This window comes from Ralstonia sp. GX3-BWBA, assembly GCF_003290055.1.
GTDB lineage: Bacteria > Pseudomonadota > Gammaproteobacteria > Burkholderiales > Burkholderiaceae > Ralstonia > Ralstonia holmesii.
On record NZ_QMKS01000016.1, the window covers coordinates 58,152 to 75,256 of the forward strand.

The following is a 17,105-nucleotide window of genomic DNA, read 5'->3' on the forward strand; positions in this document are numbered from 1 at the left end:
AGAAAACCCGGGCTTCAACCCGGGTTTTTTGTTGGCGCCTTTTTCGTGCGCCGCGTTCTAGTGCAGGATCACCCGCCGCACCACGGCCACCAGGGGCGGCCGAATCGAGCGCTCGAACCCCGGGCGCAGGCGCAAGGGCTTGAGCAGCATCTTGGCCGCCATATCGAGCGGTAGATAAGAGCGCACCAGCGCGCTGACGCGCGAGTTCAGCGCGCGGACATCGGCTTCGGGCACGTCCTCCTGCCCGCGCTCGATGCGCAGCACATTGCGCAGGGCGATCATCGAATCTTCATTCTTGATTTCACGCAGGCGTGAGGCGAGCGCCTTGAGCACGCGCGCGCGGCCCACGCCCTCGCCAGCGTTGCACTCGTTGAAGAAACGCAGGAAGTGTTTGTAATGTCGGACTTCATCGGCCGAGATGCGGCTGGCGAGGTCACGCAGCACCGGTTCATCGGCTTCAGCCGCAGCTTGGGCGATGGCCCGATAGAAAGTGGCAGTGCCCATTTCGACGACGCAGCGCGCGACCATTTCCAACGCCTGCGTGGGCTCGAACTGGTCGACCGAACAGGTGACCGAGTATTCCTCGAAGAAGCGGGCGTAGCCGCGCTCCCAGTCGAACTCGGGCCAGACGGTTTCAACGTAGCGGCGCAATGCACGGCCGTGCTGAAGTTCTTCGCGTTCCCAATGGTGGATCAGCCAGTGCGCGGTTTCGGGGCGATCGGCGTAGTACTGAGCGAGGTTGCCGGCATAGAGGTCGGAGCCGCTCTCCACAAACGACGCACTGGCAACGAGGTAGAACAGCGTGCCGTTTTCGCGCACGCGTGCGACGTCGATGCTGTCGTAAGCGATCTCTTGGACCGACCACGGCATGCGCTCGCTCTCAGATGTTTCCAGATGAACCTGTGACAAGGCGCTTCCTCCGTCGGCAGTCTCGCAAAAAGCGGGCCGCCCTTGCTATGAGAATGAAACATCACGTCCCATGTTTCAAGACAGATGTGCGCTTGCAAAGGTTCCTAAAAGCAATCTTCTGCGCAGAAAGTGGTGAATGCGTCATGGCGATTGCGTCACCTCGGTGCGCGACGCAGCGGTAGGTACGTGGCGTTTTTGCGCGTGCCGCAAGCCATAGGCGAAGGCCGCGAGTGCGACGAGGGCCGCCCCAACCATCGCCCATTCGACTGCTGCATAGCCGCCGCTGGCCCGCCAGAGCAGTGCGCCCAGCCATGGGGCGCTGGCCTGCGCCAGCAGCACGGGCGTCATCATCAGGCCATTGAGCGTGGCGTACTGGTTGCGCGAAACCAGCTCCGGCATCGCAATCGCGCGGACCATCGTGTTGATGCCGTTGGCTGCGCCGTAGACGAGCGCAAACACGATCAGCAGCGGCCCGCTGGACAGCGCCAGCAAGACGAGCGCTGCGGCCATGGCGCCGTACGTCCACGGTGCAATGCGCACCGGATGCGCCGGGCGCGACCGCATCATGGCCAGCCGCCCGAGCACCTGGGCGGGGCCGATGAGCGCCGCGATCAGCAACTGGCGGCTGGTCGGCACGCCTTTCTCCGTCAGCAGCGGAATCAGGTGCGCCCCGAGCACGGTGGCGATCAGGCTGGTCGCTACGAAGGCCAGCACCACCGCCCAGAACACCGGCAAGCGCAACACCATGCGCCATGCCGAGGCATGCACCGGTGCCGTCGGGTCGAGCGCCTCGGCAGGCGCGTGCACGGGGGGCCGCACGCGCAGGCGCACATGGATCGGCAGGCAGATCAGCACATGGGCCAACGCAAAAAGCTGCAGCGTGTGCCGCCAGCCGAGGTGTTCCACGCCCCATTGCGCGAGCGGAATGCACAGCGTGCTGGAGAACCCTGCAATCAGTGTGAGGCCGATGATCGGGCGCTGATACGCGTCGCCAAACGCCTGGCGAAGCACGACGAAGGCTGGGTCGTAGAGCGTGGTGGCCATCGCCAGGCCCATCGGCAGCCAGAGCAGGAGGAAGGCCGTCTCGTTCGAGACGAAGGACCAAGCCAGCAGGCCGCTCGCCGCCAGCACGGTGCCTGCGCCCATCACACGGCGCGCAGGCCAGCGGTCCAGCGCGCGCCCAACCCAGAACGAGCACAGCGCCCACACCAGAAGCCCGAGTGAAAACCCGCCCGCCAGAAACGGCCGGGCCCAACCGAGCGTGTCGTGCATCGGCGCCAGAAACACGGTGAAACTGAAGTACAGCGTGCCCCAAGAGACCATCTGCGCGAGGCCGAGCAGTAACACAAGGCGCCGGCCCTCGGGCGAGCCGGGCGAGAACATGGGGTGCATGGAGGAGGGAGTGGTGAGGGCAAGCAGATCTGCGCGGCAACAATCCATTCTATCGGCGGAGGTTGCGGCGCGCGTGCCCCCTGCGCAGGGCGCGCTCAGGAAGCGTGGCCGTCGATCAGCCTCCGCAAAGCTGCCGTGTCGACGACCTCGACCGTCCGGTAATGGCAACGGATCCAGCCGGCGCGCTGCCATGCCTGCAGGTACTTGGAAATCGTCTGCCGCGAGCGTGCCAGCATGCGGCCCAGCTCTTCATTGCTGGCGGCCACGGTGCGACCATCGCCGGCGCGGGCAAGCTGCAGCAGGCGTTGGGCGAGGCGTGCATCGGCGGGCATTTCGCTGGCGTGCTCGAACTCGTCAAAGATCAGGCGGATGCGCTGGCAGAGCTGCTGCATCAGCGCCCACATGCCGGCCGGGTAGGCAGACACCACGCGCGCAAACGCCGCGCTGCCAAGCAGGACGAGCGTGGTGGGCCCCTGCGCGTGGGCGCTGTGCGTGCGGCCGCCGCCGTCGATGAGCGCGATCTCGCCAAACCACTCGCCCGCGCGCAGCACGCCGTAGACGAGTTCGCTGCCGCCGTCAGTCGTCCGACTGATGCGCACGCGGCCGCGCACGATCAGGAACATGCCCTGCGCCGGGCCGCCGTGCGGGTGGATGCATTCACCGTCAGGGTAGGTGACCAGGCGCGCGGTGGGCGCGATCTCGGCCAGCAGGTCGGCGGGGGCGTCGCGCAGCCAACCCTGCGCGAGCTGCGCGGGTGTAGGAGCCGGGGCGGTATGGGAGGTGTCTGCGGGCATGGCGGCAGAATGCGGCGAAGGCAGTCCGATCATTGTCAAACGCTTGACAGTCTGCATGCAAGCGCCGGGCAGAGAATGCCCCATCAGCCGCGCAGCCATTCAATACGACGCGGCACCGACGCGACCATTCCGGCGACGAAGGAGACACCCCCAATGACCGATCCGCAGCACACCGCCCCGCGCGCAACGTTTTCCCACATGGAGCACGGCACCCGCGAGGACTGGGCCGCCATCTCGGCCGAGTTCATGTCCTATGCCCGCGCGCTGCCCGACCGCGTGCTCGCGCACCTGAAGCTGCTCGACGGCGATTGCGGCGGCTTCCCGATCGATCGTCTCGCGCACTCCCTGCAAACCGCCACGCTCGCCCACCGCGACGGTCGCGACGAGGAATACGTGGTCTGCGCGCTGCTGCACGACATTGGCGACACGCTGGGCAGCTTCAACCACCCGGACATCGCCGCGGCCATCCTCAAGCCGTTCGTGAGCCCGGAAAACCTGTGGATGGTCGAGAAGCACGGCATCTTCCAGGGCTACTACTTCTTCCACCATCTGGGGCTCGACCGCAACCTGCGCGAGCAGTACCGCAGCCAGCCCGAGCTGTTCGAGCGCACGGCCGAGTTCTGCGCCAAATACGACGCCGCCGCCTTCATAGCCGATTACGACAACCTGCCGCTGTCGTTCTTCGAGCCGATGGTGCGACGCGTGCTGGCCAAGCCACGCAACTCCATCTACGTAAAGGACGGCGAGAGCGAGCTGTCCCAGCCGAAAGCCGAGGCAGTTTGATTTGCTGCGGGTCTAGGCCTTCACCACATTGACGGGTGCGCCAGCCACCCAGGCCGCCACGTTGGCGAGCGTGGTGTCGGCAATGCCCGCCAGCGCCTCGCGCGTGAAGAACGCCTGATGTGCGGTCACGATGACGTTGGGAAAGCTCAGCAGCCGCGCCAGCACGTCATCCTGCAGCACATCGGCGGAGCGGTCTTCGAAGAACAGATCCGCCTCTTCCTCGTACACGTCCAGCCCGAGGTGGCCGAGCTGGCCGGTCTTGAGGGCGTCGATCAGCGCGGGGCTGTCGACCAGGCCGCCGCGGCTGGTGTTGATGAGCATCGCGCCCGGCTTCATGCTGGCCAGAGCGTTGGCGTCGATCAGGTGGTGGGTGCCGGTGTTGAGGGGACAGTGCAGGCTGACGATATCCGCCTGCGCCAGCAAATCAGGCAGCGGCACGTAGCGCACGCCCAGCGCCGTCAGCGAGGCCTGCGGAAACGGATCGAATGCCAGCAACTGGCATCCAAAGCCAGCCATGATCCGCGCGAACACCTGCCCGATCTGTCCGGTGCCGATCACGCCGACGGTCTTGCCCGCCAGGTCGAAGCCCAGCAATCCATCTAATGAGAAATCGCCTTCGCGCGTGCGATTGCAGGCACGGTGCAGGCGCCGGTTGAGCGTGAGGATCATGCCAACCGCATGTTCGGCAACCGCGTGCGGCGAATAGGCCGGCACGCGTACCACCGTCAGCCCGAGGCGCTGTGCGGCCGGCAGATCGACGTGGTTGAAGCCTGCCGAGCGCAGCGCGATCAGGCGCGTGCCGCCCGCTGCCAACGCTTCGAGCACTTCCGCGCTGAGCGCGTCGTTCACGAATGGGCACACCACTTCAAAGCCCGCTGCGAGGGACGCCGTTTGCGCGTCAAGGTGCGCGCGCTGGAAAACGAGGTCGAAGCTGTGGCCGCCGCGCGCCAGGGAGGCGCGGAAGCTGTCTTCGTCGTAACGGTGGCTGCTGAAAAAGAGGATGCGCATGGCGGTGGGGTAAGCGGACGTGATGCCTGCAGCTTACTCGCACCGCCCGGTGGCGGCACTCAGAGCGTCAGGACGATGCGGCCATCCACCTTGCCGGCCTTCAGATCGGCGAACACCTGGTTGATGTTGTCGAGCTTGTCGCGGTGAATGTGGGCGCGTACCAGCCCCTCGGCGGCAAACTCCAGGGACTCTTGCAGATCACGCCGCGTGCCGACAATCGAACCGCGCACCGTGATGCCATTGAGCACCGTGGAGAAGATCGGCAACGGAAAATCGCCCGGCGGCAGCCCATTGAGCGAGATCGTCCCGCCGCGCCGCACCATGCCCAGCGCTTGTGCAAAGGCACTGCGCGACACCGCCGTCACGAGCACGCCGTGCACACCGCCGATCTCTTTCTGAATCACGGCCGCGGGGTCCTGCTGCGAGGCATCGACGACGAGCTTGGCCCCCAACTCGCGTGCCAGCGCGAGCTTGTCCGGCGCCACGTCTACCGCCACCACGTGCAGGCCCATGGCGATCGCATACTGCACCGCCACGTGTCCCAGCCCGCCAATGCCGGAAATGGCGATCCACTGTCCGGGCCGCGTATCCGTCATGCGGATGCCCTTGTAGACCGTCACCCCCGCGCAGAGAATCGGTGCGATCTCTTCGAAGCTGACCTGCGCGGGCAGGTGGCCGACGTAGTTCGGATCGGCCAGTACGTATTCGGCATAGCCGCCGTTGACGGAGTAGCCAGTGTTCTGCTGCTCGTGGCAGAGGGTTTCCCAGCCGCTCAGGCAGTGCTCGCAGTGGCCACAGGCCGTGTAGAGCCAGGGCACACCCACGCGGTCGCCTTCTTTGACGGCGGTCACGCCTTCGCCCACCGCCGCCACATAACCCACCCCTTCGTGCCCGGGGATGAATGGCAAGCTGGGTTTGACAGGCCAGTCGCCATCGGCGGCGTGCAGGTCGGTGTGGCAGACGCCCGAGGCCGCGATCTTCACAAGAATTTGCCCGCGCCCAGGTGTTGGAACCGGCACTTCCTCAATGCGCAAGGGTTCGCCAAACGCGTGGACAACCGCAGCTTTCATCGACTGGGCCATGAGACATCTCCTGGTTGGGGGGAAATACCAGTCTGGTCGACGCCTGCCCGGTGCGGGTTGATGTGAGTCAACCGTCAAGGCGAGCGGGATCGGCAACACTGTTAGCATGCCGGCATCTTCAGTCTTTCCAACGAGCCGCTGCCTTGCCCGTCACTCCCACCTTCCTCTGGCACGACTACGAAACCTTCGGCGCCGTGCCGCGCCGTGATCGTCCGGCCCAGTTTGCGGGCATCCGCACCGATGCCGAGCTGAACGAGATCGGTGAGCCTGTCGAGCTGTTCTGCCAGCCGTCCAACGATTGGCTGCCCGATCCGGTGTCGTGCCTCATCACCGGCATCACGCCGCAGCAGTGCGCCAGGCAAGGCGTTCCGGAATACCGTTTCGCTCAGGCCATCGAGCGCGAACTGGGCACGCCCGGCACCATCGGCGTCGGCTACAACACCATCCGCTTTGACGACGAGGTTACGCGGCACCTGTTCTGGCGCAACCTGATCGACCCATACGCACGCGAGTGGCAGAACGAATGCGGGCGCTGGGATCTGCTCGACGTGGTGCGCACCACCTGGGCACTGCGCCCAGAAGGCATTCAATGGCCGACGCATGAAGACGGCAGGCCGAGCTTCAAGCTGGAGCATTTGTCCAAGGCCAACGGTCTGGTGCACGATGCGGCGCACGATGCGGTATCCGATGTGCGCGCGACGATTGCGCTGGCGCGCCTCATTCGCAACGCACAGCCGCGCCTGTTCGATTTTTGCCTGGCGTTGCGCAAGAAAGACCGCGTGGTGGCCGAGATCGGCGATGCGCCGCGGCCGCTGCTGCACATTTCGGGCATGTACGGCGTGGAGCGTGGCTGCATGGCCGTGGTGTGGCCGCTGGGCGGGCACCCGACCAACAAGAACGAATTGATCGTGTGGGATTTGGCGTTCGACCCGTCCGAGCTGTTCCACATGGACGTTGCGACGATCCGCGAGCGCATGTTCACGCGTACGGCTGACCTGGCCGAAGGCACCACGCGACTGCCGATCAAGTCGATCCACATCAACAAGTCGCCCATCGTCATCAGCAACATGAAGACGTTGCAGCCTGCGCAGGCAGAACGCTGGGGCATCGACTTCGCCACCATTGAACGCCACGCCGCCATCGCGCAGGGGGCGCCGGACATGCGCGACACGTGGCGCCAGGTGTACGCCCGCGAGCTGGAGCCGATCGAAGACGTCGACCAGAACCTCTACGGCGGATTTGTCGGTAACGACGACCGCCGCATGCTCAACGAGCTGCGCACGCTCAGCGGCGAACAACTCGCGCGCCTGCATGCGGACTTTGCCGATGCACGCCTGCCCGAGTTGCTGTTCCGCTACCGCGCACGCAACTTCCCCGATACGTTGAACGAAGAGGAATACGAGCAGTGGGAGCAACTGCGCGCCGAGCGCTTGTTCGAAGGCCGCGATGGCTATCTGACCTTCGAGGTCTTCGGCGAACGGCTTCAACAATTGGGCGCGGAAGCCACGGAGAACGGCGACGCGCGTGCGCAGACCATCCTGCAGGACCTGTACGACTACGCGCAGCAGATCGCACCGGGCTGAGGAGCCGGGCTGACGAAGCGGACGCGCGCAAAGAAGAACGGAGGCCGAAGCCTCCGTTTTTTCATGGTGATACCTAAAGCGGCGCGGATCAGGCTGCCTGCTGTGCCGCCGCCGGATCGCGCCACTGTGCCAGCAGCTTGTTCCAGCGGATGCGCGCCGCCGCCAGGTTGGCCTCCTTCACATGGCCAAAGCCGCGGATGTCCTCCGGCAGGCGGGCCAGTTCCACGGCCTGCCCCAGCTTCTGCGCCGTCAGCCCGCGCGCGAGTTCATCGACCAGCGCGCGGTATTCGGCGATCAGCGCGCGCTCGGTGCGGCGCTCTTCGGTCTTGCCGAAAATATCGAACGCCGTGCCGCGCAGGCCCTTGAACTTGGCGAGCAGCTTGAAGATGCGCATCGTGTTCGGACCGAAGCGCTGCTTGACCAGGTGCCCCTTCTCGTCACGCTTGGCAATTATGGGCGGCGCAAGCCAGAAGTTGAGCTGGTAGTCGCGGCCGGGCTCGCCCTCGAATTGCGCACGCAGCTTGTCGAGGAATGCCGGGTCGGTGTACAGGCGGGCGACTTCGTATTCGTCCTTGTACGCCATCAGCTTCGACAGGTTGCGCGCCACCGCTTCCGTGAACGCCAGCGGCTGGCCTGCGCCCACCACGGCAGCTTCGGCTGCACGTACGCGTTCCACCACCGCGCGGAACTTAGCGGCATACGCTGCGTTCTGGTACGCGGTCAGCAGATCAACACGGCGGGCGATCAGCGTGTCCAGCGAGGGCAGGGCGATGACGTCGGCTTTGGCACGCGGCGCATCGTCGGCGAGCTTGAGCACCGCATCGCGGTCTTGTGCGAGGTGGCGGCCCCATTCGAACGCGGTCTTGTTCTTCTCGACGGCCACGCCGTTGAGTTCGATCGCGCGGATGAGCGCGTCGTGCGTCAGCGGAAGCCAGCCTTTCTGCCACGCAAAGCCCAGCACGAGCGGGTTGGTGTAGATGGCATCACCCAGCAGGCGCACGGCCAGCGTGTTGGCGTCTTCAAATGCGCAGGCATCGCCGATGGCCGCACGGATGTCCGCCTCGGCCGAGCTGCCCGGGAAGCGCCAGTTCGGGTTCTTGATGAAATCGGCCGTGGGCGAAGCCGTGCTGTTGACGATGGCGCGCGTCTGGCCATGCTGCACCTTCGACAGCACTTCGTCCGACGCCGAGACAATCGCGTCGCAGCCGATCACCAGGTCCGCCTCGCCCATGGCGATGCGCGTGGCGTGAATCGAATCCGGACGCTCGCCGATCTGCACGTGCGAGAGCACGGCGCCGCCTTTCTGCGCCAGGCCCGCCATGTCGAGCACGGTCACGCCCTTGCCCTCAATGTGCGCAGCCATGCCGAGCAGGCCCCCGATGGTCACCACGCCCGTGCCGCCCACGCCGGTGACGAGCACGCCGTACGCGCGCTGGATGGCCGGCAGCTCAGGATGCGGCAGCAGCGGCAGACCTTCCATCGACACGCCGTGCGATTCGGGCTTGCGCACCTGCGCGCCCTCGGCCGTCACGAAGCTCGGGCAGAAGCCGTTCACGCACGAGAAATCCTTGTTGCACGACGACTGGTTGATCTTGCGCTTGGTGCCCAGCTCCGTGTCCAGCGGTTCGACCGACAGGCAGTTCGACTTGACCGAGCAATCGCCGCAGCCTTCGCACACCGCATCGTTGATGAACGCGCGGCGTGCCGGATCGACCATCGTGCCGCGCTTGCGGCGGCGGCGCTTTTCCGTCGCGCAGGTCTGGTCGTAGATCAGCACGCTGGTGCCTTGCACCTCGCGCAGCTCGCGCTGAATTGCGTCGAGCCGGTCGCGGTGGTGCACCGTCACGCCTTCGGGCAGTTTGATGGCAGCGTTGTACTTCTCGGGCTCGTCCGTGACGATGACGATGCGCGACGTGCCTTCCGCATGCACCTGCGCGGCGATCTGCGGCACCGACAGCGGGCCGTCGACCGGCTGGCCGCCGGTCATGGCCACGGCGTCGTTGTAGAGGATCTTGTAGGTGATGTTCACCTCGGCCGCAATCGACGCGCGGATCGCCAGCAGGCCCGAGTGGTAATACGTGCCGTCGCCCAGGTTGGCGAACACGTGCTTGTCGCCCGAGAACGGCATCTGGCCGATCCACGCCACGCCTTCGCCGCCCATCTGGCTGAAGGTGTCGGTGCGGCGGTCCATCCACACGGTCATGTAGTGGCAGCCGATGCCGGCCAGCGCGCGCGAGCCTTCCGGCACGTTGGTCGACGTGTTGTGCGGGCAGCCCGAGCAGAACCACGGCTTGCGCTCTGCAGTGATGCGCGGTTTGGCGAGCGCCTTCTCTTTGGCGTCGATGATGGCGATGCGCGAGGCAATGCGTGCGCGCACGTCCGACGGCAGCTCGAACTTTTCCAGACGCGTGGCGATGGCGCGGGCGATCAGCGCAGGCGACAGCTCGTAATGCGCCGGCAGCAGCCAGTTGGCCATCGGCACGGACCATTCGCCGCCGGCGTTGTCGCGCTCGTCAAACTTGCCGTACACGCGCGGGCGCACGTCGTCGCGATAGTTGTACAGCTCTTCCTTGAGCTGGTACTCCAGGATCTGGCGCTTCTCTTCCACCACCAGGATCTCTTGCAGCCCTTCGGCAAAGGCACGCGCGCCGTGCGCTTCCAGCGGCCACACGCAGCCGACCTTGTACAGGCGGATGCCGATGCGGCGACAGGTTTCCTCGTCGAGGCCGAGGTCGACCAGCGCCTGACGCACGTCCAGATACGCCTTGCCGGCGGTCATGATCCCGAAGCGTGCCTGCGGCGAATCGAGCACCACGCGGTCGAGCTTGTTGGCACGCACGTACGACAGGCCGGCGTACCACTTGTAGTCAAGGAGGCGGGCTTCCTGCACCAGCGGCGGATCGGGCCAGCGGATGTTCAGGCCGCCCTGCGGCATGACGAAATCTTCGGGCAGGATGATCTGCGCGCGATGCGGGTCGACATCCACCGACGCAGACGATTCCACCACGTCCGTCACGCACTTCATCGACACCCACAGGCCGGAGTAGCGGCTCATCGCCCAGCCGTGCAGGCCGTAGTCGAGGTATTCCTGCACGTTGGACGGATACAGCACCGGAATGCCGGCTGCCTTGAAGACGTGCTCGGACTGGTGCGCCAGCGTGGACGACTTGGCGGCGTGGTCATCGCCCGCCAGCACCAGCACGCCGCCATGCGCGGACGAGCCCGCCGAGTTGGCGTGCTTGAACACGTCGATCGTGCGGTCCACGCCCGGCCCCTTGCCGTACCACATGCCGAACACGCCGCTGAACTTGGCGTTCGGATACAGATTGACCTGCTGCGAGCCCCAGACCGCCGTGGCGGCCAGGTCTTCGTTGAGCCCCGCCTGGAAGACGATGTTGTGCCCCGCCAGATGCTTTTTGGCTTTCCACAGGGCTTGGTCCAGCGCGCCCAGCGGCGAGCCGCGGTAGCCGGAGATGAAGCCTGCCGTGTTCAGCCCAGCGGCGCGGTCGCGCTCCTGCTGCAGCATCGGCAGACGCACCAGAGCCTGCGTGCCGCTGATGTAGATGCGGCCACGCTCAAGCGTGTATTTGTCGTCCAGGGAAACAGTTTCGAGCGCGCGGCGTAGCGCGTCGTTCAGAGGGGCATTCATGCGTGCTCCGTGTGGGTGTGTCGGGATCACCGACAGCAGGTCTCTTTTGGTGCTGCCTGCGCCGCTTCTTGTGGAAACTGGCATGCAGCTGTAGGTCGAGGCATCGTAGCATCGCGTGACATTCCGAACACCGTGCAACGCAGCAAGAATGGGGGTGGGTTTTCCCTTGGTTGTGGTGTCCGGTGCACGCATGCACAGCGCTGGACGACGGGGTTGCACCGGTTGTGCGGTGCATGCAACGTTTGCGGCAAAGCGGGCCGGGGCGATGCGCTTTCGCGACGCACCGGCACGGACGGAATCAATCCCCGAGGCGTTCGATGACTTCCCGCATGCGGACGATAAGCCCGTCCATTGCTTGGGCAGGCACGTTCCCATAGCCCAGCACCAGGCCGTTGTACTGCGCGGTGAAGGTTCCCGGCAGGCAGAAGCGCGACAGCGGGCGCAGCACCATTCCGTGCTCGCGCGCGGCGCGGCTGACTTCGGTATCGCGCACCGGCGCGTCGAGCCGTGCCGAGAGGTGCATGCCGCCTGCGCCGCCCGATACGGTGACGATGCCATCCAGGTGCCGCTCGATTGCGGCCTGCAGCGCATCGCGGCGCTCGCCGTACAGACGACGCATGCGCCGCAGGTGCCGCGTGAAATGTCCCGCCTCGATGAACTCGGCCAGCGCGAGCTGCTCGGCTACGCGCCCGCGCAACATCAGCGCACCTGCCGTCTTTTTCAGCACGGGCGCCAGCGCGGGCGGCACCACCATATAGCCGAGGCGTAGCGCCGGGAACAGCATCTTGCTGAACGTGCCGAGATAGATGACCGGCGCATCCTCCGTCAGGCCCTGCACGGCGGATAGCGGCGCACCCGTGTGGCGGAACTCGCTGTCGTAATCGTCTTCGATGATCCACGCGCCGGCTGCGCGCGCGTGCTGGATCAGCGCGAGGCGACGCTCCAGACTCATCACCGCGCCCAGTGGGTATTGGTGCGACGGCGTGATGTAGATGAGCTTGGGCGGCGTGTCGCGCCAGTCTTCCTCGCGCGGGGCGAGGCCATCGGCGTCGACGCTGATCGGTACCAATCGCATGTCTGCTGCCTGCAAGGCGGCGCGCGCACCGTAGTAGCCGGGGTTTTCGATCCACGCGGTGTCGCCCGCATCGGCGAGCGTACGGGCGCACATGTCGAGGCTGTTCTGCGTGCCGTCGGTGATGAACACTTGCGACGCGTCGCAGCGCACGCCGCGCGAAACGCGCAGGTATTCCGCCACGGCTTGGCGCAGGGCAACATTGCCTTCGACCGGGCCGTAGCCCATCTGGCCGGGGCCGATCCGGCGCCATCCGCGTTCCATGCAGCGGCGCCATTGCGCCAGCGGGAATTCATCCAGTGCGGGCGTGCCGGGCAAGAAGGGCAGCAGGTCGCCCATCCCGCCGCGCGGGCGTTCGAGGTCGTTCACGCGGCGCGACAGCTCGGGCGGGGCTTCGGGCGCATGCTCGGACGTCTGCTGCAGGCCGACGCGCGCCACCACCGTGCCTTGCCGTCGGCTCAGCACGAAGCCCTCGGTGGCGAGTTGCTCGTAGGCGTAGAGCACCGAGTTGCGCGCGATGCCCAGCTCTTCGGCCAGCGTGCGCGAGGGCGCCAGGCGCGTGCCTTCCTCGATCTGTCCACTGAGGATGGCTGCACGCAGGCACGCATATAGCCGATGCTGCTGCGAGGCGCGGGCCACGCCCTCGGCGTGCGTCGCGGTGCGTTCGTAGTTCGACAGCAGGACGCCGTAATCCATCGTGGCTCCAAGACTCTGCATTTTGGTGGGTCTATGCATGGTGCCACGGTTTTTTTATCGTCGGCATATCGATTACGATTTCGGAGCCTTGCATGTCGAGCACAGAACCCACATCGCCCACCGCGCGCACCCGTGTGCGTCGCGTCGCGCACCGCGGCCATTACGACCGCACCACGCTGCATGCCATCCTCGACGAGGCCTACGTCTGCCACATCGCCTTTGCCGACGAGCATGGCGTGCATTGCATCCCGACCGCGTGCTGGCGCGAGGGCGATCACCTCTACATCCATGGTTCCAACGGCAGCCGCATGCTCCGGCTGGCAGGCAGCGGTGCGCAAGTCTGCGTAACCATCACGCACATCGATGGCCTGGTGCTGGCGCGCTCGGCGTTCAACCATTCGATGAACTATCGCTCGGCGGTCATCTACGGCGCGTTCGAAGTCGTGCCCGATGCGCAGAAGCCTGCGGTGCTCGATACCTTCATCGAAGTCCTCGCGCCGGGCCGTTCGCAACAGGCACGGCCCGGTAATGCCAAGGAGCTTGCCGCCACGACCGTGCTGCGCATTCCGCTGGATGAAGCCGCGTGCAAAGTGCGCACGGGTGGTCCGAAGGACGATGCTGAGGATCTCGACTTGCCGGTGTGGGCCGGCGTGCTGCCGATGGCGCTGTTGCCACTGGCGCCGGTGGTGGATGCGGCACCTGCAGGTACGCCCGACTACGTGCAGGAGTGGAGGAATAGTGCGCGTGTGTCGGTGGTGGATGCGGTGATGTTGTGATGGCTGCTGGGTGCTGGTTGGTTTTGTTTTGGTCTTGGTGGTGCATCCCTGGTTTCATCCCCTGCCGGGGCTGACTCACTTTCTTTGTCTTGCCAAAGAAAGTAAGCAAAGAAAGGCGCGCCCGATGCGGCGAAAGACTCCTTGAATTTATGTCGCAAGGAGGGAGGGGAGGCAAACTCGCTGCGCTCAGACAGCCTCCCCTCTTTTTCCTCCTTGCAACAGAAATTCAAGGCGCCGCATAGGGCAGGGAAAGTCAAAGACAAAAGCCAAACACTCTGGGCGCCAGCTCAGACGACAAGGCCAACCTCGCGATGGGTTGGCCTTTTTCTTTTGACGTTGAGCCCTTGATGGCGCCTTGAGTTTGCGTAAGCGGGCGGAAAAAAGACGGGAAACTGTCTGAGCGAAGCGAGTTTTTCCCGTCTCCGCCCGGTTACGCAAATTCAAGGAATGGGTCGCCATCTCGGGCGCGCCTTTCTTTTGCTTACTTTTCTTTGGCAAGACAAAGAAAAGTGAGTCGGTCCCGGCAGGGAACGAAAGGGGGGTGGACCACGAGCAAAAAACTCAGTGCACCAGCTGGTTAATCTCAATAATCGGCATCAACACAGCCAACACGATGAGCAACACCACCACGCCCATCGTCAAAATCAAAGCCGGCTCCAGCAAGCCAGTCAGAAACAACGTGCGCCGCTCCAACTCCTGCGCCTCACCTTGTGCGGCACGTTCCAGCATCGCCGGCAGATTGCCCGTCGCCTCGCCCGAGCGGATCAAATGCACCAGCACAGGGGGAAACTGATTCTGCGCCGCCAACGCCCGCGCCAGCGAAGTCCCTTCCCGCACCCGCGTGGACGCATCCTCCACATTGGTCTTGAGCGCGACGTTGTTCAGTGTCTCGCCTGCCGCCTGCAAGCCCCGCAAGATCGGCACGCCGGCACTGGTGAGGATCGCGAGCGTGCTGGCAAACCGCGCGGTGTTATAGCCGCGAACGAGCTTGCCGAACAGCGGCGCTGTCAACAGCCACTTGTGCCACGACAACCGCAATGCCGGCTGCTTGAGCAGATTGCGGATCAGCACGCCGATCGCCACCAGAACGATCGCTGCCAGCCAGCCCCAGTTCCGCACAAAATCCGACAGCCACAGCATGATGATCGTGAGTGTCGGCAGCTTCTGCTTGGTGTTGGCAAACACGCTCACCACCTGCGGCACCACGTATGACAGCAGGAAGATCACGATCGCAAACGCCACCACCGTGACGATGGCCGGATACGTGAATGCCAGCTTGATCTTGGAGGTCAGCGCGTTGCGGCTCTCGATGTAGTCCGCCAGGCGCGAGAGCACGAGGCCCAGGTTGCCCGAGTGCTCCCCCGCTGAAACGAGGGCGCGGTAGATGTCCGGAAAATCCTTCGGATGCTGCGCCAGTGCCACCGAGAGTGAGCTGCCGCCCACCACTTCCGCGCGAATGGCCGCGAGCAGCTCGCCGACGTACGCACGTTCGGCCTGATCGGCCAGCGCGGCCAGCGCTTCATCGAGCGGCAGACCCGCCACCAGCAGGCTGGCGAGCTGGCGCGTGACGAGCGCGTTTTCCTGCGCCGAGAGCCGCTTGCCGAAGCTGGACCCGCTGCGCTTGGTGGCCTGTGCGCCCAATACGTCGACCAGCAGCGGAGTCAGCCCGCGTGCGCGCAGCAGCGTGCGCGCCTGACGTGCGCTGTCGGCTTCGATGACACCCTTGTCGGTCTTGCCGGCGGCGTCGGCGGCTTCGTAGCGGAAGGCTGGCATGCGCTATTCGTTTGATCGCGCCTTAGTCGCGTGTGACCCGCAGTACTTCTTCCAGCGACGTGGCGCCTGTGTCGATCCAGCGCTGTGCATCCATGCGCATGGTCTGCATGCCCTGGCCGATGGCGAGCGCCTTGATCTCGGATTCTGCGGCCTGGCGGTGGATCATCGTTTGGATTTCCGGCGTGACGGTCAGCAGTTCATAGACGCCGGTTCGGCCCTGGTAGCCGGAGTTGCTGCAACGGTCGCAGCCGACGTGATGCCACACCGATTTGCGTGCCGGTGCGGCGGGTGCCACGCCATCCGCAACCGGCGTGCCGGCCACGGCTTCCACTTCCGCAGGCGTGAGTTCGAGCACTTCTTCGCGGCGGCAATGTACGCACAGGCGGCGTACCAGCCGCTGCGCCAGCACACCCAGCAGCGATGAAGACAGCAGGAACGGCTCGATCCCCATGTCGATCAGGCGCGTCACGGCGGAGGCAGAATCATTCGTGTGCAGCGTCGCCAGCACCAAGTGGCCCGTGAGCGAGGCTTGCACGGCAATCTGCGCGGTTTCCAGGTCGCGGATTTCCCCGATCATCACCACGTCCGGGTCCTGGCGCAGGATGGCGCGCAGGGCCTTGGCGAACGTCATGTCGATCTTCGGGTTGACCTGCGTCTGGCCGATGCCGTCGAGGTCGTATTCGATCGGGTCTTCCACCGTCATGATGTTGGTGGAAGCGGAATCGAGCCGCGACAGTGCCGCATACAGCGTGGTCGTTTTGCCCGAACCCGTGGGGCCGGTGACGAGCACGATGCCGTGCGGCTGATTGATGAGGTGGTCAAAGCGCGCCAGCGTGCCGGCGCCCATGCCGAGCTTGCTCAGATCCAGGCGGCCGGCTTCCTTGTCGAGCAGACGCAGCACCGCGCGCTCGCCGTGGCCGGTGGGCAGGGTGCTCACCCGCACGTCCACCGGGCGACCTCCCACGCGCAGCGTGATGCGGCCGTCTTGCGGCAGGCGTTTCTCTGCAATGTCGAGCTGCGCCATGATCTTGATGCGCGAGATGAGCGCGCCGTGCAGCGCCTTCTTGGGGCGCACGACGTCGCGCAGCGTGCCGTCCACCCGGAAGCGCACCACGGATGCATTCTCGAACGGCTCGATGTGGATATCCGAGGCGCCTTCGCGCGCGGCCTGCGTAAGCAGCGCGTTGATCATGCGGATGATCGGCGCGTCGTCTTCGGATTCGAGCAGGTCTTCCACGGCCGGAATGTCCTGCATCAGGCGCGAGAGGTCGACTTCGCCTTCCACTTCGCCCACCACCTGGGCTGCGCTGCCGTCTTGCGCGTTGTAAGCCGTCTGCGTGGCGGTGGACAGTGCTGCGGCGCTGAGCGTCACCAACTGCAGCGCGCCGAACACGCGGCCGAGTTCAGCCAGCGCCGTGCGCGAGGTTTCGGGGCAGACCCACACCTCCAGCGTGTCGACGTCCTGGCGGGCGACGAGCAGCTTGGCGTCGCGCGCAAACGCATACGGCACCAGCCGCACGGCGGACTGCGAGGGCGGCTCGAGCGTGCTGACGTCGGTGGTGGGAGCTTGCGTTGCCATGGTTCGTTG

At 65.5% G+C, this 17,105-nt stretch carries 12 protein-coding genes; 3 read left to right on the plus strand and 9 right to left on the minus strand.

Annotation, left to right across the window (positions count from 1 at the left end):
- Positions 1 to 57 precede the first annotated feature (57 nt).
- From DOD19_RS16680 to DOD19_RS16690, 3 genes are all read right to left on the minus strand, one after another.
- Positions 58 to 870, minus strand: a complete 813-nt coding sequence (locus tag DOD19_RS16680) for a ferritin-like domain-containing protein (RefSeq protein WP_024977343.1) — start codon at positions 868 to 870, stop codon at positions 58 to 60.
- A 180-nt stretch (positions 871 to 1,050) separates the two neighbouring features.
- Positions 1,051 to 2,301: an MFS transporter gene (locus DOD19_RS16685; RefSeq protein ID WP_112186688.1), complete on the minus strand. Its 1,251-nt coding sequence runs from the start codon at positions 2,299 to 2,301 to the stop codon at positions 1,051 to 1,053.
- 95 nt (positions 2,302 to 2,396) lie between these two features.
- The gene (locus tag DOD19_RS16690; RefSeq protein ID WP_239498024.1) at positions 2,397 to 3,152 is read right to left on the minus strand and encodes a Crp/Fnr family transcriptional regulator; all 756 of its coding nucleotides are present in this window, start codon (positions 3,150 to 3,152) and stop codon (positions 2,397 to 2,399) included.
- A 96-nt stretch (positions 3,153 to 3,248) separates the two neighbouring features.
- Here DOD19_RS16690 and DOD19_RS16695 point away from each other — a divergent pair, with 96 nt between their 5' ends.
- Positions 3,249 to 3,878 carry an HD domain-containing protein gene (locus DOD19_RS16695; RefSeq protein ID WP_112186690.1) on the plus strand — a complete coding sequence of 210 codons (630 nt, stop codon included), beginning with the start codon at positions 3,249 to 3,251 and terminating at the stop codon, positions 3,876 to 3,878.
- Between the two features lie 12 nt (positions 3,879 to 3,890).
- Here the strand turns inward: DOD19_RS16695 and DOD19_RS16700 are convergent, their stop codons facing one another.
- Both DOD19_RS16700 and adhP read right to left on the minus strand, forming a co-directional pair.
- Positions 3,891 to 4,886, minus strand: coding sequence for a 2-hydroxyacid dehydrogenase (locus tag DOD19_RS16700; protein WP_112186692.1), 996 nt, complete (start codon positions 4,884 to 4,886; stop codon positions 3,891 to 3,893).
- A gap of 59 nt (positions 4,887 to 4,945) precedes the next feature.
- Entirely contained in the window at positions 4,946 to 5,968 is a 1,023-nt protein-coding gene (adhP, locus tag DOD19_RS16705) for an alcohol dehydrogenase AdhP (protein WP_024977348.1), read from the minus strand.
- Between the two features lie 143 nt (positions 5,969 to 6,111).
- Here adhP and sbcB point away from each other — a divergent pair, with 143 nt between their 5' ends.
- Positions 6,112 to 7,551 (plus strand): exodeoxyribonuclease I, encoded by a 1,440-nt coding sequence (gene sbcB, locus DOD19_RS16710; protein WP_112186695.1) that lies wholly within the window; start codon positions 6,112 to 6,114, stop codon positions 7,549 to 7,551.
- A gap of 88 nt (positions 7,552 to 7,639) precedes the next feature.
- Here the strand turns inward: sbcB and DOD19_RS16715 are convergent, their stop codons facing one another.
- Positions 7,640 to 11,200, minus strand: coding sequence for an indolepyruvate ferredoxin oxidoreductase family protein (locus DOD19_RS16715; protein ID WP_112186697.1), 3,561 nt, complete (start codon positions 11,198 to 11,200; stop codon positions 7,640 to 7,642).
- Between the two features lie 298 nt (positions 11,201 to 11,498).
- Positions 11,499 to 12,968 (minus strand): PLP-dependent aminotransferase family protein, encoded by a 1,470-nt coding sequence (locus tag DOD19_RS16720; protein WP_112186699.1) that lies wholly within the window; start codon positions 12,966 to 12,968, stop codon positions 11,499 to 11,501.
- A 92-nt stretch (positions 12,969 to 13,060) separates the two neighbouring features.
- On the opposite strand from DOD19_RS16720, the gene DOD19_RS16725 reads away from it, so the two are divergent.
- The gene (locus tag DOD19_RS16725) at positions 13,061 to 13,744 is read left to right on the plus strand and encodes a pyridoxamine 5'-phosphate oxidase family protein (protein ID WP_112186701.1); all 684 of its coding nucleotides are present in this window, start codon (positions 13,061 to 13,063) and stop codon (positions 13,742 to 13,744) included.
- A 561-nt stretch (positions 13,745 to 14,305) separates the two neighbouring features.
- On the opposite strand, the gene gspF is transcribed toward DOD19_RS16725, so the two are convergent.
- A complete protein-coding gene (gspF, locus tag DOD19_RS16735; RefSeq protein ID WP_092976344.1) occupies positions 14,306 to 15,517 on the minus strand; it encodes a type II secretion system inner membrane protein GspF in 1,212 nt (403 codons plus the stop codon).
- Between the two features lie 22 nt (positions 15,518 to 15,539).
- Positions 15,540 to 17,096 (minus strand): type II secretion system ATPase GspE, encoded by a 1,557-nt coding sequence (gene gspE / locus DOD19_RS16740; RefSeq protein WP_024977354.1) that lies wholly within the window; start codon positions 17,094 to 17,096, stop codon positions 15,540 to 15,542.
- Positions 17,097 to 17,105: the final 9 nt, after the last annotated feature.

Excerpts from the sequence above, each read along its gene's own strand:
- DOD19_RS16680 (WP_024977343.1), bottom strand. The coding sequence starts at position 870 with ATGCCGTGGTCGGTCCAAGAGATCGCTTACGACAGCATCGACGTCGCA.
- DOD19_RS16685 (WP_112186688.1), bottom strand. The coding sequence starts at position 2,301 with ATGCACCCCATGTTCTCGCCCGGCTCGCCCGAGGGCCGGCGCCTTGTG.
- DOD19_RS16690 (WP_239498024.1), bottom strand. The coding sequence starts at position 3,152 with ATGCAGACTGTCAAGCGTTTGACAATGATCGGACTGCCTTCGCCGCAT.
- DOD19_RS16695 (WP_112186690.1), top strand. The coding sequence starts at position 3,249 with ATGACCGATCCGCAGCACACCGCCCCGCGCGCAACGTTTTCCCACATG.
- DOD19_RS16700 (WP_112186692.1), bottom strand. The coding sequence starts at position 4,886 with ATGCGCATCCTCTTTTTCAGCAGCCACCGTTACGACGAAGACAGCTTC.
- adhP (WP_024977348.1), bottom strand. The coding sequence starts at position 5,968 with ATGGCCCAGTCGATGAAAGCTGCGGTTGTCCACGCGTTTGGCGAACCC.
- DOD19_RS16715 (WP_112186697.1), bottom strand. The coding sequence starts at position 11,200 with ATGAATGCCCCTCTGAACGACGCGCTACGCCGCGCGCTCGAAACTGTT.
- DOD19_RS16720 (WP_112186699.1), bottom strand. The coding sequence starts at position 12,968 with ATGGATTACGGCGTCCTGCTGTCGAACTACGAACGCACCGCGACGCAC.
- DOD19_RS16725 (WP_112186701.1), top strand. The coding sequence starts at position 13,061 with ATGTCGAGCACAGAACCCACATCGCCCACCGCGCGCACCCGTGTGCGT.
- gspF (WP_092976344.1), bottom strand. The coding sequence starts at position 15,517 with ATGCCAGCCTTCCGCTACGAAGCCGCCGACGCCGCCGGCAAGACCGAC.
- gspE (WP_024977354.1), bottom strand. The coding sequence starts at position 17,096 with ATGGCAACGCAAGCTCCCACCACCGACGTCAGCACGCTCGAGCCGCCC.